The organism is Ruegeria sp. (assembly GCF_965199275.1).
Lineage (GTDB): Bacteria > Pseudomonadota > Alphaproteobacteria > Rhodobacterales > Rhodobacteraceae > Ruegeria.
Window position 1 is genome coordinate 322,465 of sequence record NZ_CBDAQX010000024.1, and the last position, 26,215, is coordinate 348,679.

The window sequence follows — 26,215 nt, forward strand, 5'->3', positions numbered from 1 at the left end:
TCCGATGAAACCGATGCTTCCCGAGATCGCAAGATCATTAAGGAGAGCATCAAAAGCACTCGTAGTTTCTGCTAGCGATAACCCCGCCCTTTGTGCGATCAGAATGACCGTGACGCGGTGAATGATACTGCACATATGGCTGATTTCTTGAGCCTGCTTGAAAAGATCATTTCTAGTCTGATTTGACGAGAGCTTTGACCATGGTCACGAGCAGAGATCAGTTAGCTAACACTTCCGATAGCTCACTTGCTCCTTTTTTCAGGATGTTCAGAAAGGACAGCAGGCTGTTGACGTCGTGACGTTGTGTTGGAGCATGCACTGAAAGTGTACCTACCAATCTGCCTTGTCCATCACGAATGGGTACAGCGATGGCCGTCATTCCGGCCATGAATTCCTCATCATCTGTCGCGTAGCCGTTCTCGGCGATTCCCCGGATTTCCTCGCGTAGTGCATTAGGGTTCGTTAGAGTTTGTTTGGTCTGCGGTTGTAAATTGCCTGCAGAGAGAAACCCATCCAACGTCTTCTGACGCAGGGTGGACAGGTACATCTTGCCGCTAGCTGTGCAGTGGAAGGGCACCTGAGTACCGATTGGCAATTGGATGCGCAGCGGCCATTTGGTTTCAACCCGGTCAAGGTAGATCATCCCTTCCCGGTCTGGAATGGCTAAGTTGCAAGTCTCACCCACGTTTTCTGCGACGCTGCGTAAGATTGCCAAACGCGCCGTGCGCAGGTGTTCGGCAGACATGGTATTGACCGAAAGCGACCGCAGCCTGTGCCCAGGACCAAATGAGCGGCCATCCAAATCTCGTTGCAGGAAACCCTCGGCCTCTGCGGTTTGCAGCAGACGGTGGATTGTGGGCTTGGCCAGTCCCAATGTTTCGATCAGGTCCGATGGTTTGACGGCGACCCCGCGCCGCGCCACCTCCTCAAGGATGAGAAGAAGGCGCAGGTTGGTCGGGATCTGAGTTTCTTTGTCTTGTGTTTCCGTCTCGGCCATCCCGCAACATTCTAGTTATTTGGCAGCAGGATCAAGGCCAGATCGGGCACAAGCGACACCAATATCCATACGGACAGCAAAGCCACCAGATAAGGCACCGTGTATCGCAAGAGACGGAAGTAGGGTACACCCGTCACCCCTGACGCCACATACAAGTTCAAACCGTAGGGCGGAGTGATGAAGCCGATAGATGCGCCCACCAGGAAGATCACCGAGAAATGGATCGGATCTATCCCGACCGAAGCCGCGATCGGCGCGAGGATTGGCGCAAGGATGATCGTCACCGGCAAGCTTTCCAACACCATACCTGAGAAGAAGACGATCACCATCGAGGTGAACAGAACAGCGTGGTAGCCGCCCATTGAGGTTACAAAATTTCCAATGGTCTCTTGCGCGCCCAGCAGCGACAGGATTTGCTGCATCACCACTGAAATTGCGATCAGCGGGGCAAGGATGCCTGTGATCTGGGCTGACCGGATCACAATTGAGGGGATCTCGGGGATCGTAAAGCCTTCGACCACGAACATCTCGGCGTAGCTTTTTTCGGTCGGCGGAATATCGTTCCGTGCGCCCATGATCCGATTGATCGGATAGCTGACCAACCCGGCGATCACACAGAAGCCAACGGTCACACCCGCCGCTTCGGTGGGTGAGAACTTACCGGTGTAGATACCCCACAGAACCAGCCCAATGGCGAAGAAACCCAGCCATGCGCCGAACGCGGTTTTCAGCACCCGGTTCAGTTGCAGCGGGATCAAGTGGCCCCAGCCGTTCATGCGACAGATGATCCAGCAGGCAAACTGCATGCCAAAGACCATCAACGCACCGGGCAGAATGCCCGCGACAAACAGCTCGGAAATCGGCAGGTTCATCAGGAACCCATAGACGATGAAGATAATAGACGGCGGAATGATAATCCCCACCGTGCCCCCCGCCGCCGCAGTGGCCGCGCTGAAGCGTTCGTCATAGCCGCCTTTGACCATCTCCGGGTGTAACATGGACCCAATAGTGGCGGTCGTGGCCGAGTTCGAGCCCGAGATAGCGGCGAACAACCCGCACGCCCCCAGAGAGGCCATTGCCAGCCCGCCGCGTATCCAACCCAGACAGGCATAGGCGAAATCGCTGAGCCGCCGCGCGATGCCGGATTTGTTGATCAAGTCTCCTGTCAGGATGAACAGCGGCATCGCCAGCAAGGCGAAGCCTTTGTTGAAGACGTTCAGCAACTCGGCGCCCATATTGTCGAGCGTCAAGCCAAGGACAAACGAACAACCGATAACCCAGTAGCCGATGACCAGCAGAACCGGTACGCCCAGCATGAATAGAAAGGTGACCCCAAGCGAGATCAGTGTGACCATGGTTCCATCTGTCATTAGTCTGCTCCGATCACGGCCTGCTTGATGAGCGGCTCGCCTGTTTTCCAATTGTGCAGATCATCCGCAAGGTTTTGAAACACGCGCCCGACCATCAAGAAGAAAGACAGAGGAGCAGCCAGAAGGAACCACCACTGCATGACGTTATCGGTACCCAGTACGATCTGGAAATTTGACGCAGACAGCGCGACCAGTCGGGTTGTTGTAACAATGACAATCACCGCGAAGATAAACCACAGAACCGCATCAAGGATCAGGCAAGTGAGTTGCCCTGCCCTCGGCATCGCGGTGCGGAATTCACTGAAACTCAGATGCGTGCGAAGGCGTACATTGTAAGACGCCCCGAACCACGCCATGACCATAAATAGCAGGGGTGGAATGGTCGTTGACCATGGCTCTTGGTCATTAAACACGAAGCGGTCGATCACACCCCAGAAGATGATCAGTGCAATGGCAAGATACGAATAAACCATCACTGATCGTTCCAGATGGCGTTCTATGAAGGGCACCTTTCGATAGATCAGCATGACCAGAAGCCCGCCAAGTGCGGAGGCAACTACACCCAGAACCCAAGCAGCGTCAGATTCCAGAGCGGATTGAATCTCGAACGAATCCTGGCTGAGAAAGGCGCTGAAGATCGCGCCGATGTCTGCCCATAAAGACATGTACCCCGTCCTCCCAGTCGGTGTGTTTTTTTGGAACCGGCCCGTTTGAGGGCCGGTTCACATAAGCTTATCAGGCTTGGCCCATCCACCAACGGCGCGGCTCGACATTTTCCGGCAGGGTATCGGCCGGAATTTCACGCGCGATGTCGTAGATCTCCTGATACGTATCGATGCCGCCAGCCCATTTATTCAGGCGTTCACGCCACTGCGCCCAAGGCTCAGGGTTATAGTTGGGGGCGCACATCTCTTCGGCCAGTTTGATCTGATCGTCCGGCAGGAAGGCCGGGCGGACACCGTTTTCGGCAAAGATCGTGTTGGGAAGCTGCGGCTCCGAGAAGCCAACAGTGTTCAACAATGCAGCCTCATTCGCACCTTGGATCAACGCCTGAGTGAAGTAGGAAGACTCCATCACTGCGTCCTGCAACTCGCCGCCGAGGCTGTCGAAGACCTTGGCCGACATAGAGGTATGCTCGGTGCCGCAGAAGAACTTCAGGTTCACCGACTGCGAAACCACTGGCGCCATATTGGCGTAAGCCACGGCAGAGGCCCAAGTTTCGGCCCCGTCAATCAGGCCTGTTTTCAGAGCGTCCAGTGTCTCTTCCCAGGCCACCGGAACCGGGTTCAGGTTCAGCAACTGCATTGCAATCCGGCCCAACTGCGTGCCGGTCACGCGGTTCTTGGTGCCGAACAGCTCTTCCAGTTTGGTCACCGTGGGCTTGTCCGCAAAGGTCGAGCCCATTTGCAGGCCGCGCAGTTCGCAATGGGTAAACAGGAACTTCAGCCCATGCCGTTTCTCCAGGGGGTCGCGGAGAATGCGCTGGCTCGCGGGGCTGTAGAAGAAATGGTACTGCGCCGCGCGGCTTGGGAACATATAGGCGTAGTCCAGCACGTTCAGATAAGGCGCACCTCCAGCCGAGTTCTGGGTCGAAGCAGCGTAGATATCGACGATTCCCTGCTGGGTTTTTTCAACACAGCTAAGTTGTCCGCAGATCTGATTGTCGCCGATGAACTCGATCCGAATCTCACCATCTGTGCGTTCTTCCAGATCGCGCGCAAACTCGATAGCCCCGGCGCGTTCGATCAGAAGGTTGCGAGTATTGAAGCCTGAAGCGCCAAACTTCAGCGTATGCTTGGGTTCTTTTGAAAACCGCTTTTCGTACGTGGATTCAGCGGCTTGTGCCAGGTTGGCCAAGCTCATCGCTCCGCCGAACCCGCCTGCTGCTAGCAGAGTCGAGCTCATACCGTAACGGCCCGCCACACGGAAGAAATCCCGCCGCGAAATACCACTTAGTTTCTTACCGATCTCCATTGCTTACCTCCCTGATCGCAATTATTGAGACGTTTTGTATCAAAAAATGCTAGTATATTTCTTGCATCTTGCATAGAGTTTTTTCGACGGCGTGAGGAGGAGGCAGTCATGGAAGTGGATTATGCGGTTGTGGGCGCCGGGTCTTCGGGCTGCGTCATTGCCAACCGGCTGAGCGCTGATCCTAACACGACCGTTGCGCTACTTGAGGCAGGTGGCCGCGATACCAACCCATGGATCCACATCCCCGTTGGCTACTTCAAAACCATGCACAACCCATCGGTCGATTGGTGTTATCGCACCGAACCTGATCCTGGTCTGAACGGTCGATCCATCGACTGGCCACGCGGCAAGGTACTTGGCGGGTCATCCTCATTGAACGGTTTGCTCTACGTGCGTGGACAGAAAGAGGACTATGATCGCTGGCGACAAATGGGCAATGAGGGCTGGGGTTGGGACGATGTACTGCCCCTGTTCAAGCGCTGCGAGGACCAGGAGCGAGGTGAAGACGAGTTCCATGGCGTAGGTGGGCCCTTGACCGTATCCAATATGCGTATTCAACGCCCGATCTGTGACGCGTGGGTGGCCGCAGCGCAGGCGGCGGGCTATCCGTTCAACCCTGATTACAACGGCGCGGAACAAGAGGGGGTGGGTTATTTCCAATTGACCACCCGCAATGGCCGCCGGTGCAGTGCAGCCGTTGCCTATCTGAAACCCATACGGGATCGACAAAACCTAAACATCATTACAAATGCGCTCGCAACGCGCGTGGTTCTGGACGGCAAGAAAGCAACCGGTCTGGTGTACCGGGATCGCTCTGGCACAGAGAAAACCCTCACCGTCCGGCGTGAAATCATTTTGTCCGGCGGAGCGATAAACTCGCCACAGATCCTGATGCTTTCAGGGATCGGAGACCCGGACCACCTGAAAGAAAACGGCATCGAACCGCTGCACGCCCTACGAGGTGTCGGCAAAGGGCTGCAGGACCATTTGCAGGCCCGACTAGTGTTCAAATGCAATGAACCGACACTGAATGATGAAGTCCGCAGCCTGTTCAATCAGGCGCGCATCGCCCTGAAATACGCGCTGTTCCGTGCAGGCCCTATGACCATGGCCGCCAGCCTTGCCACCGGGTTCATGAAAACCCGCGAGGATGTAGAAACACCCGATATCCAGTTTCACGTCCAGCCCTGGTCCGCCGACAGCCCTGGAGAGGGTGTTCATCCGTTCTCAGCCTTTACCATGTCGGTCTGCCAACTGCGCCCTGAAAGCCGGGGGGAGCTACGCTTGAACGGCCCGGATCCATCTAAATATGTCAAAATAATACCGAACTATCTGTCCACCGAAACGGATTGTCGAACCATTGTTGACGGAGTGAACATCGCCCGCAGAATAGCCAAGCATAATCCTTTGGCCTCAAAGGTTTCAGAGGAATTTCGGCCAACAGCTCAGCTGAGTTGTGAAGACTATGAGGGCACGTTAGACTGGGTAAGATCAAACACCGCATCCATTTATCATCCAACCGGAACTTGCGCGATGGGAAGCACTGAAGCATCGGTCGTAGATGCAAAACTAAAAGTGCACGGTATAGCCAACTTACGAGTGGCCGACTGCTCGATCATGCCGGAAATCGTCAGTGGCAACACCAATGCGCCAGCCATCATGATCGGAGAAAAGGCTAGTGACTTGATACAGGCGGATGCGTGACCCAAAAATGGAGGGAAAGGTGTTTGATCCCCGGGTTTGGCTGTTTGCTCTTATCTCTAAAAAATAGAAAACCGACGTTGGGTCTCCAGTCAATTACCTTTGCGAAATGGGCTTTTAGTGGGATTGAACTGGTCAACATGATCCAAAACGGTAAATCCACGCCCGGAGTCCCGGTGTTTCAGCAGTTCGCCAACTTGGCAGGATAATTGATCCACTTGGCAACACCGTTCGGTGGCACGAGCCTGCCCTGCGCCGGGCTTGTATTGAAAATCAATGGCGCGGACGAAGCTGCCATTTTCAGGCCGTTCAGTTGTGTAGATACGGTCGACGCTATTGACGATGGTTCTGCCCAACTGAAGCTTAGACGAGTAAATTCTCGCTACCCATTGAGCTTGCTTCGCTACGCTTGTGGTTTCTTAACAGACTCTTCTTCTTTGGACATGAAGCTTACGGTAAGAATTGAATCCTCGACCCACAACTTGCAGAGGTAACTTGTGTGATCAAGGGCATTTCGAAGCGGACCATCATCGCCGGCTTGCTAGGTGTGACGGTGGCAATCAGCGCCGGAGTTGTTTGGTTCATTATGTATGGACCGGGGTCTTGGACTGACAACATATCCAATCGCGACCTCATTGATACGACGCCAGATGCTGGCCTGCCTAGAGAAGTGAACGGCCAATCCGCTAAACTCCTCTCGGCCTTCCACGGGCTTGACGCACTTCCACGCGTCTCAAATGTGATTTGCAGGGGGTCTGAGGTGTCAATCGGCATTGAATAATGACCCCCCATCGGCGTCCAAATTTGACCCCCCTTGGAGCTAAGAGGGGCGTTGAGGGGGTCGTGTTTAGGTTGATTCAGGAGGGGGTGGACAGCAGGTCAAACCGAAAAGAGAGCGTAGCTCGACTGAAGGTTTGACCTGCTGTCTGTTTTGAATTTATTCCCCGATTTCGAGGTTAGTCGCGGTGGTTAATTCGCCAGCTTTCGTTCCCGGTTTCGATGATATCGCAATGGTGTGTCAGTCGATCCAGGAGAGCAGTGGTCATTTTGGCATCTGTGAACACACTCGGCCATTCAGCAAATGCGAGGTTGGTTGTTAGCAGAATAGACGTTCGCTCGTACAGTTTGCTGATGAGATGGAAGAGTAATCGTCCACCAGACTCTGCGAACGGCAGATAACCGAGTTCGTCTATAATCACGAGGTCGACGCGGATCAGCTGCTCGCTGAGCCGCCCGGCGTTGCCTTCGCGATGTTCAGCCTCCAGCTTGTTCGCGAGATCCACAGCGCTGAAGAACCTGACCCGCCGGCGGTTATTGACCGCGTGGCCCCCGATCGCTGTTGCGAGATGCGTTTTGCCCGATCCGGTTCCACCGACCAGCACGCCATTCCTGGCCTGGTCCATAAAATCGCCGTCATGAAGATTGCGCACGACTTCCTCGTTGACGGGGCTGACCGTGAAGTCGAACTCAGGTAAGGACTTGCAGACCGGGAACTTTGCGGCACCCATCTGATACCGGATCGAGCGCGCAGTCTTTTCGGCCAGTTCGGCCGTGAGGAGTTCGGCCACGACCTGTTGGGGCCGCCAGTTGTTTTTGGCTGCGGCCTGCATCACTTCGTCAAAGCAGTTGACGATGCCTGGCAACTTCAGTTGACGGGCAAGTTCGAGAATTTCCTTACGCAGTTGCATGGGAGCCTCCAAGCCTGTCATAGCGAGCGCAATCCGCGATCGGTGCCATTTTCAGCTGCAGGTGGGCAGGCGGCTCAATCGCCTTTGGCGGCGGGGGATTGGTGCGCCGAGAGACAATGTTCAGGATCGCATCGGCCTTGCGCAGGCCAGATTTTAGAGCTTCTTCGCAGGCAGCCTCGACCACATCAATGTCGTGCTGGTAAGCAGCGAAAAGAATATCGGCAAGTTGCCGGTCTCCGTCGGATGTGCCCCGCAGATGGGTCCAGATCTGCGTCATTGCCGGTGGTAGGTCCCAGTCACGGAACGGTGCTCCATTGCGCAGAGCGCCAGGCTTGCGCTTGAGGACGGGCACATAGTGCCAAGGGTTGAAGATCGTTTTTCCTCGGCCGAAGCACCGTTCGTGCTCTCCGACAATCTCACCGTCTTGGCGCAGGACAATCCGCGTGGCGTAGACCTGCAACTGGACCTGACGTCCAACAGCTCTTGCCTCAACGCTGTATTTGTTTCTTTCGAAGTTGATCAGGCAGGTTCGGCTCACGGCGACCGTCTTTTCACGGAACCCGACGAAGGGCTTCTGCAGATGCGTCAGCAGCGGCTTTTCCTGCTGGAACTCCTCCCAGACCGTCACCTCCAGGTTTTCCGGATGCCGCAGTTCTTTTGCGCGTTTGATCGCGTCTTTTTGCAGCCGGGCATTCAATTCATCGAAGTCGGCCACCTCCAGACGCGGTGTAAAACTATAGGCGCGGCTCTCCTTGACCAGATTCTCAACCTGACCCTTCTCCCAACCGGCCGCGCGCGTACAGGCGATCGGGTTCACCAGATGATGAGAACACATCCGGGAGAATGCCTTGTTGAACTTTCTTTCCTTGCCCGACAGGATCGCATCGACGGCGGTCGTCATGTTATCGTAGATCCCGTTGATGCAGCCTCCACCAAAGAATTTGAAGGCCTCGTCGTGGGCATCAAAGACCATCTCCTGCGTCTCGCGCGGATAGGCAATGGAGAATGGCATGCGGCTATGGCAAAGTTTGAAATGGGCAACCTTCACGGTCGTGAGTGCACCGTCCATCAAAACCGTCTCCACACTCCAGTCGAACTGGTACGCCTCCCCAGGATCAAAGATCAGCGGGATGAACGCCTGCGCCTGTTGTCGGCCGTGCGCAATGCGCCAATTCTTTGTGTAGCGTCGAACACTGTCATACCCGCCGCCAAAACCATCATCGGAGAGTTCCTTCCAGATTTTGGTCATCCGCTTGCGGTGTTTCTTCGGAAGCGCCTCGTTCTCCTCAAGCGTTTCATCCAGACGCGCGCGCCAAGGCCCGAGCACCGGGTATGGCTGCGATTTGCGCTCATATTTGAACTCCGTCACTCCCGATCGGATTATCTTTCGAACCGTTGCACGGCTCAAATTGAGCGAACGGCAAATTTCCTTGATGCTCTTTTTTTCGATCAGGTGTAAGCGACGCACTTTTCTAATAGTTTCCACGCAAATCATCCCGCTTGCCTCTCCATCGACTGCTCAATGAAAAGGATGTCTACAACCATAGGGAGGGGTCAAATTTGGACGCCGATTTCCCCGCTTAGGGGGTCAAAATTGCACGCTTTTCTACAGTCTGAGGGCAACACCGGAATGCCCGTGATCTTTTCTACTGAGATAGACATCTCGACGATGCAGGCCGGGGATTTCAAAGTTACAACTCGGTCAGGCGCGTCGGGGAAGATGCACTGCGCGTCCGTTCTCCCAGCTACAGACCCTGGGGAGTTGCGCACGGTTCTTTTGATAGGGCAATTGGGACCCGCCGAAAGCGACCCACCGGTTAGGGTTGACGTTGTCGGGCATTTGCAGTCGATCGACGGCACGCTTGATTTTCAGGGAGCTAGTGCATCGGTGATACCCCTAGAAGACGGACCATCGATTGTTTTGGCCGAAGTTGTGGAGGACTGGACACTTGTCGGCACTTTGGGCCCGCGTCGCGTAAGGGGTAGCCTCTGCCCGACGGAAGGCGTCGTTCAGGCGATCCGTGTAACGTGGGAAGGGGGTGTGACGCTTAAGGATGGCAACGAACCAGGTGAGGCAGAACGCGATCTATATACGATCACCGTCGAGGCACCCGATGGGACCCGCAATGAAGTGAAGCCGCTCGCGCTAGCGAACCTAGGTGACGGGGACAACAATCATATGCTGTGCATGGACACGATAGATCGGCCCATCTCAGTGTCCTTTCCAGAAAGCGTCTTTACGGACCCGAACGATGATTTGAACCCAGCGACAAAGATTGACGTAACTCCGTATCGGTAAACATCCTGGCATGACCACTCCGTAGTCTTAGGGAATTTGGATACGTCGTCTCATGCTGGTGCGTTGTAAGGTACAATAGGTTTGAGCGATGGAAGCCGAACAGAAGGACCGCCTAGGGGTAAAAAGGCTGTTGGCTCAGGTGCTCGTTCAATGGCACCCAAGCATTCGAGCAGTGAAGGTGCTGATGCTCAAGTATTGAACAAAAAGTGCATCACATCGCCATCCTTGACGATGTAACCCTTGCCCTCTGCGCGCATCTTGCCTGCCTCTTTCGCACCCTGTTCGCCGTTGGCGGCGATGTAGTCGTCATAGGCGATGGTCTCGGCGCGGATGAAACCTTTCTCGAAGTCCCCATGGATGACGCCTGCGGCCTGCGGCGCTGCAGTGCCGGTGCGGATGGTCCAAGCGCGGGCCTCTTTCGGGCCGACGGTGAAATAGGTTTCCAACTTGAGCAGATCGTAACCGGCGCGGATCAGACGGTCGAGGCCGGGCTCTTCCAGACCCATCTCGCCCAAGAACATCTCGGCTTCGTCCTCTTCCAGCAGGCTGATCTCTTCTTCGATCTTGGCGCTGATGATGACGTGCGCGTTGCCTTGCGCGGCGGCCATTTCGGCTACCTTGGACGAGTATTCGTTGCCCTCGGCGGCTTCTTCCTCGGACACGTTGCAGACGTAAAGCACAGGCTTTGTCGTCAGAAGCTGTAGCATCTTCCAGGCCTTGGCATCTTCGTCCGAGACCTCAACCAGACGCGCGGGCTTGCCGTTTTCCAGCATCTCCTGCGCCTCAGCCAGCAGACGGTCCTGCTGCTGCGCCTCTTTGTCATTGCCTTTCAGCTTGCGCACCAGATTGGTGCGGCGCTTTTCGATGCTTTCCAGATCGGCCAGCATCAGCTCGGTCTCGATCGTGTCGGCATCGGCCACCGGGTCAACTCGGCCGTCTACGTGGGTCACGTCACCGTCTTCGAAACAGCGCAGCACATGGGCGATAGCGTCGGTCTCACGGATATTGGCCAGAAACTGGTTGCCCAGCCCCTCACCTTTCGAGGCCCCCTTCACCAGACCGGCGATATCCACAAAGGTCATCCGCGTCGGGATGATCTGCTTCGAGGCCGCAATCGCCGCCAGTTTGTCCAACCGGTCATCAGGCACAGCCACGTCGCCCACATTGGGTTCGATGGTGCAGAACGGGAAATTCGCGGCCTGAGCGGCTGCGGTTTTGGTCAGCGCGTTGAAGAGGGTTGACTTGCCCACATTCGGCAAACCCACGATTCCCATTTTAAAGCCCATGACGGTCTCCTGATGCTTTTCGCGGCTGCTTCTAGGCGGGTCAGTGTGAATTCGCAAGCCAATGTGGATGATCGGCGCCCTGCACCCTCACGCTGGTCTCACGTTTTTGTTCCTATGATGATTGTCAAGCATGACATTGATTTTGTTTGATTTTAAATTCGACAAAATCGTCGAAGACCCAGCCGTTCTTGAGCGTGTCATAGATGATCTTGAGCAGCTTGCGGGCAGTGGCTATGATCGCCTTGCCCGCGCCACGGCGTTCCTTGATGCGCCGATAATGGCTGTTGAGATATCCCGAATAGCGGATCGCGATGAGCGTACATTGCACCAGCGTGGTGCGCATGAGCTTGTTGCCGCGCTTCGTGATCCGCCCGTGATGTTCGGTTTCGTTTGAGTTGCTCACCTTGGGCACGATGCCGACATAGGCGGCCAGCTTGTCCGCGTCGGAGAAGTCTTCAACCCTGCCGATCCCCGCCAGCAGGACCGCGGCAGATCGCGCACCGATCCCCTTGATGCTGGTGAGCCCCTCAAAGCCTTTCATGGCCGAGGCGGCCTCCTCGATGGCCTTGTCGAGACGGCTCAGGGTTTCGGTCAGGCCGAGCGCCTGGTCCCGCAATGCCGCCAGTTCGACCTGCTCAAGCGGTGTGAAGCGGCTGAGATCCAGGTCGCGCAGGCGCTTCTTGCTGGACAACCCTTCCTTCTTCAGCTTCATGCCGTGGCGGACAAACATCGCGTGGATGCCGTTCAGCAGCATGGTGCGCTGTTTGACCAGCATGTCACGCGTCCGGGTCAGCGAGGCCAGTTCGCTTTCCTGAGTGGACTTGAGCCGGGTTTCCGGCAGCATGTCCTTCGACAGGAAAAACGCCAGGGCGCGGGCATCGTTGCGATCGGTTTTCTTCACCGATGTGCGGATCACTTTAAACTGGCGCGGGTTGACCACAACGATCCGGCCGACACAGGGTTCCACCTCACCGCAGAACCAGGCCGTGTTGCCGGTGGCCTCGACCGCCAGTTCGTCATCCGCATCAAGGCTCTGACAGAACTGCTCAAGCGCCTGCGCGGACAGTTGAAAGGTTTGGAATGTTTCCGATCCGTCCGTCTCACGCCGACAGATCGTGAAGGAATTCGTATGAAGATCGACACCTATGTAAGCCATGGCTATACTCCCTGCTCAAGGAGGCGGAGCCCCCAATGGGGCGTGAACGGCCAAACCAAGCTCCTATGCAGGATCACCGGCCAAAACCGGGCCCTATGGGGGCTGTTCGGAAACAGGCGAAGGCTAAGCTCCACTACAGGGTCACAATGCCCTACGAAAACATCCAGCCTGAGACCTATCCGCCTCCCCGAATCCTCTAACAGATTCAGGGCGTTTGGCCGATCACAAATCATTCATACCCCCTCCACTGTTGTGTTCGTGGGTGCATTGAAAACAGGCAACGGGAATAAGCACGTGAATAGGAACATCGAAGACCAAACGGAAATGTTCCTATGAAGAAAATCCTCGCTTTGTCGGCTGTTCTGGCCATAAGCGCCGGCATGGCGCATGCCCAGTCCATTGTTCTAGGGGCTGGTTTCGCAGATTTCTCAGACAGCGACTCGGATGATCATGCGCTTATTGCGTTGGAGTATCAGCACCGCCCGTTTCATCAGGCGACCCGGTTCAGCGTTGGGTGGGGCGCAGCCCTGTCGATCGACGAAGCGGGCGATACCCATATCGGCGCGGGTCTGGTTGGCCTCTATTCTCTGAACGACCGCTGGTTTCTGGAAGGCAGCGTCATGCCCGGCTACTTTTCCGAGGCTGACGAGTTGAACGATCTTGGCGGTAGCTTTCAGATCCGCAGCCTTCTTGGGGTGGGATACACACTGGACAATGGCAACAAGGTGTCGCTGGCGATCACCCACAAATCCAACGCCAGCACGCAAGAGGATAATCCGGGCGTCAACGCCCTGCTTTTCCGCTATCACTTCGCGTTCTGAAGGTTTGCGGCCGCGGCGGGATTGATTTTCGGCAAAACTTTCTGCACATCAGGTCCGAACCTGACTGCAAGGACATGCCATGACCCGTATCGACGCCAAGTTTGCCGCTCTGAAAGCCGAGGGGAAAAAGGCCTTTGTCGCCTATGTGATGGCAGGCGACCCAGACTATGAAACCTCGCTTGAGGTTGTCAAAGGGCTGCCCGGCGCGGGGGTGGATGTGATCGAGCTTGGCCTGCCCTTTACCGACCCGATGGCGGACGGGCCGACGATTCAGCTTGCAGGCCAGCGCGCCTTGGATGGCGGTATGACGCTGCAGCGTACGCTCGATCTAGCGCGCGCGTTCCGGGAAACCGATGACACGACCCCGATTGTTCTGATGGGCTATTACAATCCGATCTACAGCCGTGGCGTCGACGCGTTTCTAGAAGATGCCAAAGATGCGGGCATCGACGGCCTGATCGTCGTCGACCTGCCGCCCGAAGAAGACGAGGAGCTTTGCCTGCCCGCACAAGCCGCCGGTCTGAACTTCATCCGCCTCGCGACACCAACCACCGACGACAAACGCCTGCCACGCGTGCTGCAGAACACCTCGGGCTTTGTATATTACGTCTCGATCACCGGAATCACCGGAGCGGCTGAGGCGCAGGCCACTAATGTCGGCCCCGAGGTCGCCCGGATCAAATCCGCCACCGACCTTCCGGTCATTGTTGGCTTTGGCATCAACACGCCCGAGAAATCGCAAGCCATCGCCTCGGTCGCGGATGGGGCTGTTGTTGGCTCGGCCATCGTCAGCCAAATCGGCGCGGGCAAGCCAGTGGCCGAGGTTCTGGATTTCGTGAAGTCCCTCGCGGATGGTGCCCATTCCGCATAAGCCCTGACGATCAGGTTGCTTTTGAGGCGCGGCTGACATGGGACAGCCGCGTTTTTTTGATCTCGCGATAGCGTTGCGAAACTGCCCTATTGCCGGTTACACAGTTCGGGACAATTCAAGGAAGGTTCCCGAACATGCCCGTGATTACGACGATTGAAGACCTGCGCCGGATCTACGAACGCCGTGTGCCGCGCATGTTCTACGACTACGCGGAAAGCGGCAGCTGGACCGAGCAGACCTTTCGCGAAAACAGCTCGGACTTCGAGAAAATCCGCCTTCGCCAAAGGGTGGCTGTGGATATGGCGGATCGGTCGACCGCGTCGAAGATGATCGGTGAGGACGTGGCGCTTCCGGTTGCGCTTGCCCCTGTCGGCTTGACTGGCATGCAACACGCGGACGGGGAAATGAAGGCCGCCAAAGCTGCCGAGGAGTTCGGTGTGCCCTTCACCCTTTCGACCATGTCTATCAACTCGATCGAGGATGTGGCGGAACACACCAGCAAGCCGTTCTGGTTCCAGCTCTACACCATGAAGGACGAAGACTACGTCAGCCGCCTGATCCAGCGGGCCAAGGATGCCAAATGCTCCGCACTGGTAATTACTCTGGATCTGCAGATCCTAGGTCAACGCCACAAAGACCTGAAGAACGGCCTCTCGGCCCCGCCGAAACTCACACTCAAAACCATCGCCAACCTGATGACGAAATGGTCTTGGGGCATCGAGATGCTGCAAGCCAAACGGCGTGAGTTCGGCAACATCGTCGGTCATGTCGAAGGTATCTCCGACGCCTCATCCTTAGGCGCGTGGACGGCTGAGCAATTCGATCCCAGCCTCGACTGGGCAAAGGTCGAAAAACTGATGGAGCAATGGGGCGGCAAAGTGATCCTGAAAGGCATACTTGACGCCGAAGATGCCAAGATGGCCGCCAAACTCGGCGCGGACGCCATCATAGTGTCGAATCACGGGGGTCGCCAACTGGACGGTGCGCTGAGTTCAATCCGCATGCTGCCCGAGATCATGGACGCTGTCGGCGGCGATGTCGAAGTGCATCTGGACAGCGGCATCCGTTCGGGTCAGGACGTCCTAAAGGCTTTGGCATTGGGGGCAAAAGGCACCTATATCGGCCGCGCTTTCGTATATGGGCTAGGCGCGATGGGTCAATCCGGCGTGACGACCGCCTTGGACGTCATTCAGAAGGAGCTTGATACCACGATGGCCCTGTGCGGCGAGCGCAACGTCGCAGATCTGGGTCGCCATAACCTACTTGTACCCGAAGATTTCGGCGGGCGCTGGCAAAGCTGAACCGGCCTAGGGAGCGCTGCCCCCGCCGCCCCTGAAGGGGCGACCCCCACGAGGTATTTTTTGAACAGAAGAAGCAACGGACGCTTCGCATCTTCTTCTGTTTGAAAATACCTCGGAGCGCGAGGCAGAGCCTCGCAAAATACCGCTTTCCAAACCGTAAGAAACAAGCTAAGGACGCAGCTTCACGCGGGCATACAGCCTTGGAGGATGCCCGCCCTAACATTGGAGAATATATCATGGCTGGAGAGATTCCTGATCTCGTAGCTCTGGAACGGACGGGGACAGGCAAGGGCGCCGCTCGTCAGACCCGCCGCGAAGGCATGGTTCCGGGCGTTGTTTTTGGTGGCGACAAAGATCCGCTGGCAATCAAGATCCCGTTCAACGAACTGTTCAAGCGCCTGAAAGCAGGCCGGTTCAAGTCGACCCTGTGGAACCTGAAGGTTGAAGGCCACGAAGACGTACGCGTCATCTGCCGCGACGTGCAGCGTGACGTCGTCAAAGACCTGCCGACCCACCTGGACCTGATGCGCCTGCGTCGGACCACCAAGATCGCGCTGTTCATCCCGGTTGAGTTCGTCAACGAAGAAGCGGCCCCCGGCATCAAGAAGGGCGGCGTTCTGACCGTTGTCCGTCCGGAAGTCGAACTGATGTGCACCGCTGGCGACATTCCTGAAAAGATCACTGTTGATCTGACAGGCATGGAGATCAACGACGTTGTCACTATCTCGTCGGTTGACCTGCCCGCTGGCACCAAGCCGACCATCGACCGTGACTTCGTGATCGCCAACGTTTCGGCACCGACCGGTCTGTCGACCAGCGACGACGAAGAAGGCGAAGAAGTGGCCGCAGACGAAGTTGAAGTCGTCGGCCAGGAAGAAGCTGAAGAATAAATCCGAACTCGAATTGTCGGATTGTGAAACGGGGCCTAATATCGGGCCCCGTTTTCTTTTGGCACCGGGCTAGAAAACGGATGCCATTTCATGCCATCACCGCTCTGCGCTGAAGGCATGCGAAAGAGGATTGAGGCATGAAATTGTTTGTCGGATTGGGGAACCCGGGATCGAAATATGCCCGCAACCGGCACAATATCGGCTTCATGGCGCTGGACCGGATTGCCGAAGATCACGGTTTTGGCCCTTGGAAGTCCAAGTTTCAGGCCGAGATCGCCGAAGGGCGTCTAGGGCACGAAAAGGTGCTTCTGATCAAGCCGCAGACCTTCATGAATCGCTCGGGTCAATCCGTGGGCGAGGCGATGCGGTTCTACAAGCTCGACTCAACCGACGTGACCGTTTTTCATGACGAGCTGGACCTTGCGCCCGGCAAAGTGCGGGTCAAGGCGGGCGGCGGTCATGCCGGGCACAACGGGCTGCGATCCATTCATGAGCATATAAGCCCGGCTTATGATCGGGTGCGTTTGGGCATCGGGCATCCCGGGCGGAAAGAGATGGTCTCGCCCTATGTTCTGGGTGACTTTGCCAAAGCCGATGGGGACTGGCTGGAGGACGTACTGCGCGGCGTTGCAGATGGCGCGGGCCATCTTGCGGATGGTGACGGCGGCAAGTTCATGAATGCGGTGGCTTTGCGAACCGCCCCACCCCGCTCTTCCACCTCGTCAAAGCCCGAAAAATCGGCCCCAAAACCCGAGGCAAAGCCTGTTCCCGAAGACGACAACCGCTCGGCCATGCAAAAGCTGTTGGACAAGTTCAAATAACCTGCGCCCTTGGTGCCGTAAGGTCTTGATTGCGGAATGCGGCGTCTCGCGCTCCTATGTCAACCAAGAGGGAGGCATTTCATGAAAGCTCTGTTCAAATGGGTGTTGCGGATCACTCTGGCACTGGTCCTGGCCGCAGTGGTTGTGGGCGTCTGGAAACGCGAAGAAATTCAACGTCTATTGGCCGTGAACTCTCTTTTTTCCGAAGAGAAGATCGTCCAAAATTTCTCTCACATGGATGAGGCTTTCCTAACCGCCGATCTACCTCGAGGCAACGGCCCAACGTGGGAGCTGCCCTACGGCCCCGGTTTTGACCTGCCCGAAGGGACCGATGACTGGATCGAGGATCGCGCCGTGACCTCGCTTCTGGTGATGCAGGACGGCCAGATCCGGTTCGAGGAATATTATCTGGGGACAGGTCCCGACGACCGTCGCATCTCGTGGTCGGTGGCCAAAAGCTATCTTTCGGCGCTTCTGGGGATTCTGCTAGACGAAGGCGCGATCACATCGCTTGATGATCCGGTGGTGAAATACGCGCCCAACCTGACCGGCAGCGCCTATGAGACCGCCTCGATCCGCAACGTGCTGAACATGGCCAGCGGGGTGGTCTTTGACGAGGACTATTTTGACCCGAACTCTGACATCAACCGGATGGGTCGCGTTTTGGCCCTCGGGGGCGAATTGGATGATTTCACCATCGCGCTAGAGGACAGCTTCATCGAACCTGGGGAGAGCTGGCAATATGTGTCGATCGACACCCATGTCATCGACATGGTGATCCGTGGCGCCACCGGGCGCAGCGTCACGGAGCTGATGACCGAGAAGATCGTGCAGCCCTTGGGGCTGGAACGTGACGGCTACTATGTCACCGACGGCGCTGGCGTGGCTTTTGTACTGGGTGGTCTGAACTTCACCACGCGCGACTTTGCGCGCTTCGGCCAGGTGATCCTGCAGGGCGGAGAGCATGACGGCGAGCAACTGGTGCCCGCGGAATGGATCAAGGAATCAACCTGGCCCAGCGCCCCGACCGAGCCGGGAAAGATCGGCTACGGCTATCAGTGGTGGATCCCTATTGGCGCGCATGAAGGAGAATTTCTGGCCCGCGGGGTCTATGGGCAATATATGTATTTCGACCAGCCTCGTGGCGTTCTGATCATGACAACCGGTGCGGATCGCAAATTCCGTGATCCGGGCGTCAACGCGCAGAATGTCGAAATGTTCCGCAGTATCGCGCAAAGCCTGTAAGGTGAGCCTTATGCAGAAAGAAGACAGCATCAATGTTCTCGGCGGCGTCCTTGCCGATTGCTCGAAAGACCCGTTGACCGGGTTCTTCCGGGACGGGGCCTGCAACACCTGCATCGAGGATCAGGGCAGCCACACTGTCTGCGCCGTCATGACGGCTGAGTTTCTGGCCTATTCGAAATATGTGGGCAACGACCTCAGCACCCCTCGACCCGAGTTCAACTTTCCGGGCCTCAACCCCGGGGACAGCTGGTGTCTCTGTGCCGGTCGCTTCCTTCAGGCGCATGACGAAGGCTGTGCGCCCAAGGTCCATCTTGAGGCCACGCATCAGCGCGCACTTGAGATCGTGCCGCTGGACATCTTGCGCCAACACGCAGCGCGCGCCATTTGACGGCGGGCGGGGAATACTCTCTATACCAACAGCCAGCCGACATTTCGTTTCGCCAGCCTGAATCAAGACAGAATGGGAATACCATGAGCTTTATAGCAATGAACCGTTTCAAGGTCCGGCCCGGCAGTGAGGCCGATTTTGAAAACATCTGGAAGGAACGCCAGAGCCGTCTGAACGAGCTGAAAGGGTTTCAGGAATTCCGCCTACTCAAAGGGCCTGAAGGCGACGGATATCGCCTGTATTCCAGCCATGTGACTTGGGATAGCCACGCAGATTTCGAAGCCTGGACCAAGTCGGAACAGTTCCGCGACGCGCATAAGAATGCAGGCAACAGCAAGACCCAATCCGCCTTGATGGGCCCGCCGCAGTTCGAGGGATTCGAAACCGTCCTAAAAGAGGGCTAGAGAAAAACCGGCCCTTTCTGGGGGCCGGTTCCATCAACTTGACCGAATATTAGTCCGCCGTGCGGCCTTCGGTGTCCGACATGTCGAAGTTCAGGTACTTGGCGACAGTCTGCACGTCCTTGTCGCCACGTCCGCACATATTCATGCAGATCAGGTGATCCTTCGGCAGATCCGGTGCAATCTTCAACACATGGGCCAGTGCGTGGCTGGGCTCCAGCGCCGGGATGATGCCTTCGGTGGCACAGCAGAGCTGGAACGCCTCAAGCGCCTCTTTGTCGGTGATGGCGACATAGTTCGCGCGGCCAATATCGTTCAGCCATGAATGCTCAGGCCCGATGCCCGGATAATCCAGACCGGCCGAGATCGAATAGCCTTCGAGAATCTGCCCGTCATCGTCTTGCAGCAAATAGGTCCGGTTGCCATGCAGCACACCAGGACGACCACCGGTCAATGAGGCGCAATGCTCCATCTTCTCGTTCACGCCTTTGCCACCGGCTTCGACGCCGATGATGTTGACATCTTTGTCGTCGAGGAAGGGGTAGAACAGGCCCATCGCGTTCGAGCCGCCACCGATGGCAGCGATGATCGTGTCGGGCAGACGGCCCTCGACCTTCATCATCTGCTCTTTGGCTTCCTTGCCGATGATCGACTGGAAATCGCGAACCATAGCCGGGTACGGGTGCGGACCGGCCACGGTGCCGATGCAGTAGAACGTGTCGCGCACATTGGTCACCCAGTCGCGCAGCGCGTCGTTCATCGCGTCCTTCAGCGTCCCACGGCCCGAGGTCACCGGAATCACCTCGGCCCCTAGCAGACGCATGCGGAACACGTTCGGCGCCTGGCGCTGCACGTCATGGGCGCCCATATAGACGATACATTTCAAGCCGAACTTGGCACAGACAGTGGCTGTGGCCACGCCGTGCTGCCCTGCCCCGGTTTCCGCGATGATCCGGGTCTTGCCCATGCGGCGCGCCAGAATGATCTGGCCCAACACGTTATTGATCTTATGCGCGCCGGTGTGATTCAGCTCATCACGTTTGAGGTAAATCTTCGCCCCGCCCAGATGCTCGGTCAGGCGTTCAGCGTAGTACAGAGGCGACGGGCGGCCCACGTAGTTTGCCCATAGATCGTCCATCTCTGCCCAGAACGTCGGATCATCCTTGGCTTTGTCATATTCCTCTTCCAGCGACAGGATCAGCGGCATCAGCGTCTCGCTGACAAAACGCCCGCCGAAAATACCAAAACGCCCCTGTTCATCAGGGCCGGACATGAAGGAATTGAAAAGATCGTTGGCCATGGAAGTCTCCCGCGTCGTATCCGTTGTTCATAGGAGGTAGCGGCAGGTTTTGCCATGGGCAAAACGCCTCATTCGGCAGCCAGGGTATGATGCCGCCAAAGCTCAAGCGCTTGCTCGGCCGTAGGTATCCCTATGCAAGGGAAATGGTGGAACTGGTTCACATGCGCCAAGCGGTTCGCCTCCAGCATCAGGCGACGGTGTGGGCCTGATTGGGCGAAGGTCAGCATCGCCTCTATATCGTGCCAGACGCTGAGCGAGAAATAGAGACCGTCTTGACGGAAAGTCGCCGCATACAGACATAGCGGATAGCCCCGCGCCTGACGCAAAGCCTGCCCCACTCGCCAGAAAAACTCTGGCGCGTTGTACCAGTGTTTCAGAGAAACGCCGCCTATTGCCGCCAGCATGTTTTGTACCTCTCCGTCGAGAGATACGGCGCGAATACGAGATCAGATCACCGCGTCGCGTCGATAAATGCCTTCATCAGGGCGGTATCTTTAACCCCCGGCGCGCTTTCGACGCCGGATGCGACATCAACCTGACGCGCGCCAGTCATGCGGATCGCCTCGGCCACATTGTCAGGTGTCAAGCCACCGGCCAGCATCCACGGCTTGCGCCAGTATTTGCGCCCTGCCAGCAGACGCCAGTCAAAAGCCAAGCCGTTGCCGCCGGGCAAAACGGCATTCTTTGGCGGCTTGGCGTCAATCAACAGCTGATCCGCCACTTCACTGAACGCATCAATGGCGGCAAGGTCAGCCTCATCGGCCACCCCGATCACCTTCATCACAGGCAAGCCATACCGGTCTTTGATCTGCTGCACGCGTTCAATCGACTCGCCCCCATGCAGCTGCAGGATATCGAACGGAGCATTCTGCGTGATATCGTCCAGCACCTCATCCGGGGCATTCACCACCAACGCCACCTTGGCCACGCCCGCCGGCACATGGGTCGCCAACTCAGCGGCCTGCTGGGGCGAGGCATAGCGGGGGGATTTGGCGAAGAAATTGAAACCTAGATACCGCGCGCCTGCATCAACCGCAGCGCGCACGTGATCAGGGGCGGTCAAACCGCAGATTTTGACAGACACATCAGGCATTGCTTTGGCTCAGCTTGCCTCATCCAGAATGGCGAGAACCTCGTCCTTGCCTTCATTCTGCTTTTTCTTGAGCTTCTTGACCTCGCGCTCAAGCTTGCGCACTTCGCCTTTTTTGACGGTCGCGTCGCGACGATGCTTATGCTCGCGCATCCATTCCCACAAGAACCCGATGACCAGACCGGCCACAACGCCGCCCAGCACCACCAGAAACAACGGTAGCGAGGTAGACAGGTTGAAACCCAGCAGCTCGGCCAGAGGGTCGGGCATCAGCTTGAGTTCAACGGATTCTACGTTGGCAAGGGAGACCGAGACCAAGATGATCCCCAGTGCCCCCAGAAAAGCATATCGAATGTAGCGCATCATAAGGTCAGGCTTTACCGTTCAATCGGTCCCTAAGCAACTTACCCGTCTTGAAAAACGGTACACATTTTTCTTCGACCTGCACAGTTTCGCCGGTGCGCGGATTGCGACCCACACGAGCGTCGCGCTTTTTCACCGAGAACGCGCCAAATCCGCGAAGCTCGACCCGGTCGCCACGCGACATCGCGTCGGTGACTTCCTCGAAAACTGTATTCACAATCCGCTCGACATCGCGTTGATACAAATGCGGGTTTTCATCAGCAATTTTTTGAATCAATTCAGAACGGATCATGCGCGCTACCCTCCCAGGCGACCGGTTTACCATCTCTAGTGTTCTGGACAGTATAGAAAAAAACCCGGTTCGGGGGAACGTAAACTCTGTGTGTTGTAGCTGCTATTTCGGGCAAACTCGCATGATTTTTAGCTTGAACACCCAAAATCCCGTTCATGCACATAGTATGTACATTTTAGCGTCCCGTTTGAGAACTTGTTGATTCGCAACAAAAACGGCCCCGCACATATGTACGGGGCCGTTGAATTGTATCGGGTCAGAGACCGGATTTAGTCGCCGGATTTCAGCGCTGCACCCAGGATATCGCCCAGCGATGCGCCCGAGTCGGAGGAACCGTACTGTTCCACGGCCTCTTTCTCTTCGGCGATCTCGCGTGCCTTGATCGACAGGCCCAGACGGCGGGTCTTGCTGTCGACATTGGTGACACGGACGTCGACCTTGTCGCCGGTGTTGAAGCGCTCAGGACGCTGCTCGGCGCGGTCACGGCTCAGGTCCGAACGACGGATGAACGACTTCATGCCTTCGTACTCGACCTCGATGCCGCCATCTTCGATCGCGGTGACTTCAACGGTGATAACCGAGCCACGCTTCACGCCGCCCACGGCTTCGGCGAACTTGTCACCGCCCAGGGCTTTGATCGACAGCGAGATACGCTCTTTCTCAACGTCAACTTCCGAGACAACGGCCGAAACCATATCGCCTTTGCGGTAGTTCTGGATCGCATCCTCGCCACGCTCGTCCCAGGACAGATCGGACAGGTGAACCATGCCGTCGATGTCGCCTTCGAGGCCAATGAACAGACCGAATTCGGTGATGTTCTTGACTTCGCCTTCGACCTCGGTGCCCTCGGGGTGTGTTTCTGCAAACACTTCCCATGGGTTGCGCTGAGTCTGCTTCAGGCCCAGAGAAACGCGACGCTTGGCGCCGTCGATTTCCAGAACCATGACGTCAACTTCCTGGCTGGTCGAAACGATCTTGCCGGGGTGGACGTTTTTCTTGGTCCAGGACATTTCGGAGACGTGCACCAGACCTTCGACACCGGCTTCCAGCTCGACGAACGCGCCGTAGTCGGTGATGTTGGTGACGCGTCCCTGATGGACCGAGCCCAGCGGGTATTTCGCAGCAACCAAATCCCACGGATCTTCTTGCAGCTGCTTCATGCCCAGGCTGATGCGGTGGGTCTCTTTGTTGATCTTGATGACCTGAACCTTGATGGTTTCGCCGATCGTCAGGATCTCGGACGGGTGGTTCACACGGCGCCATGCCATGTCGGTGACGTGCAGCAGCCCGTCAACGCCGCCCAGGTCAACAAATGCACCGTATTCGGTGATGTTCTTAACAACACCCTCGACGGTCTGACCTTCGGACAGGTTGCCGATAACTTCGGCACGCTGTTCGGCACGCGATTCTTCCAGGATAGCGCGGCGCGACACAACGATGTTGCCACGGCGGCGGTCCATTTTCAGAATCTGGAACGGCTGCTTCAGACCCATCAGAGGGCCAGCGTCGCGTACGGGGCGGACGTCAACCTGCGAGCCGGGCAGGAATGCAACTGCGCCACCCAGATCGACGGTGAAGCCACCTTTGACGCGACCAAAGATTGCACCTTCGACGCGCTGGTCGTCGGCATATGCTTTTTCCAGACGGTCCCATGCCTCTTCACGGCGGGCCATCTCGCGCGAGATGACAGCTTCGCCACGGGCGTTTTCTGCGGCGCGCAGGTAAACTTCGACCTCGTCACCAACAGCGATTTCAGGGGCTTCGCCGGGATTTGCGAATTCTTTCAGATCAACGCGGCCTTCCATTTTGTAGCCTACGTCGATGATGGCTTGGCCGGCTTCGATCGCCAGAACCTTACCTTTGACAACAGAACCCTCTTCGGGCGTGTCCATTTCGAAGCTTTCGTTGAGGAGGGCTTCGAATTCCTCCATGGATGCGTTAGCCATGTGGCGTTGTTTTCCTTTACATACGTTTTTGCTGGCCGAGCGGTTGTTTCCGCCGGTCTTGTTTCATGATGTCTTGGGGCGTGACCCGGTGCGCATCTGACTACACAAACACAAAGGGCCGAGGTAACCCGGCCCTGCTCAGATACGTCATCCGGACGTTGACCGCCCTTGTTCAGACAGCGCGCGTGTAGGCTGTTTCAACCAGATACGCAAGGGCAAAGCCTAAATCGCGGCACCGCAACGGGTGTCGAACATTGCTCTGCCCATGCCTAAGCGCCCTAGAACAATTGCAGGTCCTTCGCACCGCTTTGGATTTCGGCCAGGTTCGGCATATTCTGAACCACAACAGGAGCCGGCTTTGCGCCCGGCATGGCCACAGTGGGTGTCACTGCAGCCGCCTGGCTTCTTCAACTCACCCCGAATATCGCGCAGAAGCGTTTTGTGATCCGGCATTGTTCGCAGAATCTCATTGAGGTGCATGCGCGCGCCCTTCCACCAATGGAACCAGATCGGTTTCTTCAATGGGCGCAGACGGTCGCGGATGCCTTCGCCATAGCCCGTATCATAGACCTGTTTGCCCAACAAAACCGTCTGATAGACGCGGTGATCGAACAGGGATACGAACTCGATATCATGCTCCATTGGCAAACGATGCTGCCAGAGTTCAAGGTTCTCGGCCAACCTGTCAGGCAGTTTCATTTCGGTCCGAGCGTCGATCCAATACTGGTCATCGGTGCGGTTACCAAGGCGGTAGTGCAGACAGATGAATTCCAACACCTCGTTATAGAGCTTGTCCATCTGTCGGTTGTAGCGTGTCCGCAAGGCCGGTTCGATATCCTGTGTTGGCAGATGCTCGGCGAACCAGCGCACGGCATGGTCGATCATGTGAATCGCGGTGCTTTCCAAAGGCTCAATGAATCCGCCAGACAGGCCGATTGCCACGCAGTTCTTGACCCATGCGTTACGCACGCGCCCAACGCGCATCGGGATCACGCGCGGCGTCAAACCCTTGCCGCTGTCGCCCAGCCACTCAAGATATTCATCTGCTGCCTGATCATCCGTCCGGTGCGCCGATGAGAACACATAGCCCGTGCCCACTCGGTTGAAGAGCGGCACGCGCCATGTCCACCCTGCCCCAAGCGCGGTTGAGCGTGTCAGGCTTTCGATCTTTTCCGGATCCGGATGTTCAATCTGCAACGCCATGGCCCGGTCATTCGGCAGATAGTCCGAGTAATCCATGAAGGGTTCACCCAGAGCCTGGTTGATGATCAACCCACGGAACCCTGTGCAGTCAATGACCATTTCGATGTCGTGACGGCCTTTCCGCTCCAGCATCAGGTGACTGACATTGCCCTGCTCATCCAGCTCGACCGATTGCACCTCATCCTGAATATGGTCAACACCGCGCTTGGTGCAGACCTTGGTCAGCATGCCCGCGAACTTCACGGCGTCCAGGTGATACGCGTAACCAAAGCGCTGCTCGAATTCCGGTGCCCCCAAGGGCCGAGCGCCCTTGCACATCCGACCCAGATCATCATGCGGCGAAATGGACTGGGTGAAATCCCGATCCCCGTTGCCAAAACGCAGGAAATACTCGGCCGTCTCCAACCCCTCCAGCATCTGACCATGGGCAAACGGGTTCACATAGTCGATGCGATTGCCCTTGGCGTCCTTGTTCCAATTGCAGAACTTCACGCCCAGCTTGAATGAGGCATTGGTTTCGCGAAAAAAGTCCCGCTCGGAAATACCCGCCTGCCTGAGTGTGACCGGCATTCTGGGAACGGTTGCCTCGCCCACACCGACGGTCGATATATTGGGGCTTTCGATCAGGCAGATACCTGGGCGATCCTTGGGCGCGGAGGTGCGCGACAGCACCATCTCCAAAATCAACGCGGTCATCCAGCCCGCGGTCCCACCACCCACGATGGTGATTTTGCGCAAACGTTTGGTCATGTTTGTCTGTCCCTGTTGGCTTAGGGAATTTTGTGGCCACTTCCCCCTTTTTTGGAGGTTTC

Annotated in this window: 25 protein-coding genes; 10 read left to right on the forward strand and 15 right to left on the reverse strand. The window is 56.8% G+C overall.

Translation table 11 applies throughout. The annotated features are described in order from the left end of the window. Nucleotides 1-217: 217 nt before the first annotated feature. The 4 genes from ACOERD_RS26465 to ACOERD_RS26480 all read right to left on the reverse strand — a co-directional run bounded on the left by ACOERD_RS26465 (nucleotide 218) and on the right by ACOERD_RS26480 (nucleotide 4,341). The gene (locus ACOERD_RS26465) at nucleotides 218-997 is read right to left on the reverse strand and encodes an IclR family transcriptional regulator (RefSeq protein WP_419741002.1); all 780 of its coding nucleotides are present in this window, start codon (nucleotides 995-997) and stop codon (nucleotides 218-220) included. A gap of 11 nt (nucleotides 998-1,008) precedes the next feature. After that, nucleotides 1,009-2,367 (reverse strand): TRAP transporter large permease, encoded by a 1,359-nt coding sequence (locus tag ACOERD_RS26470; protein ID WP_170380872.1) that lies wholly within the window; start codon nucleotides 2,365-2,367, stop codon nucleotides 1,009-1,011. Continuing rightward, nucleotides 2,367-3,032 carry a TRAP transporter small permease gene (locus ACOERD_RS26475; RefSeq protein ID WP_419741003.1) on the reverse strand — a complete coding sequence of 222 codons (666 nt, stop codon included), beginning with the start codon at nucleotides 3,030-3,032 and terminating at the stop codon, nucleotides 2,367-2,369. The genes ACOERD_RS26470 and ACOERD_RS26475 overlap by 1 nt, the downstream gene beginning before the upstream one ends. 70 nt (nucleotides 3,033-3,102) lie before the next feature. Continuing rightward, nucleotides 3,103-4,341, reverse strand: coding sequence for a TRAP transporter substrate-binding protein (locus tag ACOERD_RS26480; protein WP_170380876.1), 1,239 nt, complete (start codon nucleotides 4,339-4,341; stop codon nucleotides 3,103-3,105). A gap of 108 nt (nucleotides 4,342-4,449) precedes the next feature. Between ACOERD_RS26480 and ACOERD_RS26485 the strand changes: the two genes are divergently transcribed. Beyond that, the gene (locus tag ACOERD_RS26485; RefSeq protein WP_419741004.1) at nucleotides 4,450-6,045 is read left to right on the forward strand and encodes a GMC family oxidoreductase; all 1,596 of its coding nucleotides are present in this window, start codon (nucleotides 4,450-4,452) and stop codon (nucleotides 6,043-6,045) included. A 953-nt stretch (nucleotides 6,046-6,998) separates the two neighbouring features. On the opposite strand, the gene istB is transcribed toward ACOERD_RS26485, so the two are convergent. Beyond that, nucleotides 6,999-7,730 carry an IS21-like element helper ATPase IstB gene (gene istB / locus ACOERD_RS26490; RefSeq protein ID WP_419737606.1) on the reverse strand — a complete coding sequence of 244 codons (732 nt, stop codon included), beginning with the start codon at nucleotides 7,728-7,730 and terminating at the stop codon, nucleotides 6,999-7,001. Beyond that, the gene (istA, locus tag ACOERD_RS26495; protein ID WP_419737605.1) at nucleotides 7,717-9,225 is read right to left on the reverse strand and encodes an IS21 family transposase; all 1,509 of its coding nucleotides are present in this window, start codon (nucleotides 9,223-9,225) and stop codon (nucleotides 7,717-7,719) included. Before istA ends, istB begins: the two co-directional genes overlap by 14 nt. A gap of 99 nt (nucleotides 9,226-9,324) precedes the next feature. Between istA and ACOERD_RS26500 the strand changes: the two genes are divergently transcribed. Continuing rightward, nucleotides 9,325-10,029, forward strand: coding sequence for a hypothetical protein (locus tag ACOERD_RS26500; RefSeq protein WP_419741005.1), 705 nt, complete (start codon nucleotides 9,325-9,327; stop codon nucleotides 10,027-10,029). A 188-nt stretch (nucleotides 10,030-10,217) separates the two neighbouring features. On the opposite strand, the gene ychF is transcribed toward ACOERD_RS26500, so the two are convergent. Together ychF and ACOERD_RS26510 are read right to left on the reverse strand one after the other, a co-directional pair. Next, nucleotides 10,218-11,315, reverse strand: coding sequence for a redox-regulated ATPase YchF (gene ychF / locus ACOERD_RS26505; protein ID WP_419741006.1), 1,098 nt, complete (start codon nucleotides 11,313-11,315; stop codon nucleotides 10,218-10,220). A gap of 124 nt (nucleotides 11,316-11,439) precedes the next feature. Beyond that, the gene (locus ACOERD_RS26510; protein ID WP_419737763.1) at nucleotides 11,440-12,471 is read right to left on the reverse strand and encodes an IS110 family transposase; all 1,032 of its coding nucleotides are present in this window, start codon (nucleotides 12,469-12,471) and stop codon (nucleotides 11,440-11,442) included. 332 nt (nucleotides 12,472-12,803) lie between these two features. On the opposite strand from ACOERD_RS26510, the gene ACOERD_RS26515 reads away from it, so the two are divergent. The 8 genes from ACOERD_RS26515 (at nucleotide 12,804) to ACOERD_RS26550 (ending at nucleotide 19,212) form a co-directional block, all read left to right on the forward strand. Continuing rightward, the gene (locus ACOERD_RS26515; RefSeq protein ID WP_419741007.1) at nucleotides 12,804-13,292 is read left to right on the forward strand and encodes an acyloxyacyl hydrolase; all 489 of its coding nucleotides are present in this window, start codon (nucleotides 12,804-12,806) and stop codon (nucleotides 13,290-13,292) included. Between the two features lie 79 nt (nucleotides 13,293-13,371). Beyond that, nucleotides 13,372-14,163, forward strand: coding sequence for a tryptophan synthase subunit alpha (gene trpA / locus ACOERD_RS26520; protein WP_170719482.1), 792 nt, complete (start codon nucleotides 13,372-13,374; stop codon nucleotides 14,161-14,163). Nucleotides 14,164-14,297: 134 nt separating this feature from the next. Then, nucleotides 14,298-15,464: an alpha-hydroxy acid oxidase gene (locus ACOERD_RS26525; RefSeq protein WP_419741053.1), complete on the forward strand. Its 1,167-nt coding sequence runs from the start codon at nucleotides 14,298-14,300 to the stop codon at nucleotides 15,462-15,464. 236 nt (nucleotides 15,465-15,700) lie between these two features. Then, nucleotides 15,701-16,354 (forward strand): 50S ribosomal protein L25/general stress protein Ctc, encoded by a 654-nt coding sequence (locus ACOERD_RS26530; RefSeq protein ID WP_170472082.1) that lies wholly within the window; start codon nucleotides 15,701-15,703, stop codon nucleotides 16,352-16,354. A 137-nt stretch (nucleotides 16,355-16,491) separates the two neighbouring features. After that, nucleotides 16,492-17,175 carry an aminoacyl-tRNA hydrolase gene (gene pth / locus ACOERD_RS26535; RefSeq protein ID WP_170472084.1) on the forward strand — a complete coding sequence of 228 codons (684 nt, stop codon included), beginning with the start codon at nucleotides 16,492-16,494 and terminating at the stop codon, nucleotides 17,173-17,175. Between the two features lie 81 nt (nucleotides 17,176-17,256). Further along, complete coding sequence (locus ACOERD_RS26540; RefSeq protein WP_419741008.1) at nucleotides 17,257-18,420, forward strand: serine hydrolase domain-containing protein; 1,164 nt, start codon at nucleotides 17,257-17,259, stop codon at nucleotides 18,418-18,420. 10 nt (nucleotides 18,421-18,430) lie between these two features. After that, nucleotides 18,431-18,808 (forward strand): DUF2237 domain-containing protein, encoded by a 378-nt coding sequence (locus tag ACOERD_RS26545; RefSeq protein WP_170676960.1) that lies wholly within the window; start codon nucleotides 18,431-18,433, stop codon nucleotides 18,806-18,808. 83 nt (nucleotides 18,809-18,891) lie between these two features. Continuing rightward, on the forward strand, nucleotides 18,892-19,212 hold the full coding sequence (locus tag ACOERD_RS26550; protein WP_419741009.1) for an antibiotic biosynthesis monooxygenase family protein: 321 nt from the start codon (nucleotides 18,892-18,894) through the stop codon (nucleotides 19,210-19,212). A 49-nt stretch (nucleotides 19,213-19,261) separates the two neighbouring features. Here the strand turns inward: ACOERD_RS26550 and trpB are convergent, their stop codons facing one another. From trpB to ACOERD_RS26585, 7 genes are all read right to left on the reverse strand, one after another. Beyond that, entirely contained in the window at nucleotides 19,262-20,509 is a 1,248-nt protein-coding gene (gene trpB, locus ACOERD_RS26555) for a tryptophan synthase subunit beta (RefSeq protein WP_419741010.1), read from the reverse strand. A gap of 68 nt (nucleotides 20,510-20,577) precedes the next feature. Next, nucleotides 20,578-20,913, reverse strand: a complete 336-nt coding sequence (locus ACOERD_RS26560) for a hypothetical protein (protein WP_419741011.1) — start codon at nucleotides 20,911-20,913, stop codon at nucleotides 20,578-20,580. Between the two features lie 47 nt (nucleotides 20,914-20,960). Next, a complete protein-coding gene (locus tag ACOERD_RS26565) occupies nucleotides 20,961-21,602 on the reverse strand; it encodes a phosphoribosylanthranilate isomerase (RefSeq protein ID WP_419741012.1) in 642 nt (213 codons plus the stop codon). A gap of 9 nt (nucleotides 21,603-21,611) precedes the next feature. Then, nucleotides 21,612-21,962 (reverse strand): LapA family protein, encoded by a 351-nt coding sequence (locus ACOERD_RS26570; RefSeq protein ID WP_170378121.1) that lies wholly within the window; start codon nucleotides 21,960-21,962, stop codon nucleotides 21,612-21,614. 7 nt (nucleotides 21,963-21,969) lie between these two features. Next, on the reverse strand, nucleotides 21,970-22,254 hold the full coding sequence (gene ihfB / locus ACOERD_RS26575; RefSeq protein ID WP_008758048.1) for an integration host factor subunit beta: 285 nt from the start codon (nucleotides 22,252-22,254) through the stop codon (nucleotides 21,970-21,972). Between the two features lie 269 nt (nucleotides 22,255-22,523). Further along, the gene (gene rpsA, locus ACOERD_RS26580; RefSeq protein ID WP_170377709.1) at nucleotides 22,524-24,200 is read right to left on the reverse strand and encodes a 30S ribosomal protein S1; all 1,677 of its coding nucleotides are present in this window, start codon (nucleotides 24,198-24,200) and stop codon (nucleotides 22,524-22,526) included. 222 nt (nucleotides 24,201-24,422) lie between these two features. Further along, nucleotides 24,423-26,153, reverse strand: coding sequence for a tryptophan halogenase family protein (locus tag ACOERD_RS26585; protein WP_419741013.1), 1,731 nt, complete (start codon nucleotides 26,151-26,153; stop codon nucleotides 24,423-24,425). Nucleotides 26,154-26,215: the final 62 nt, after the last annotated feature.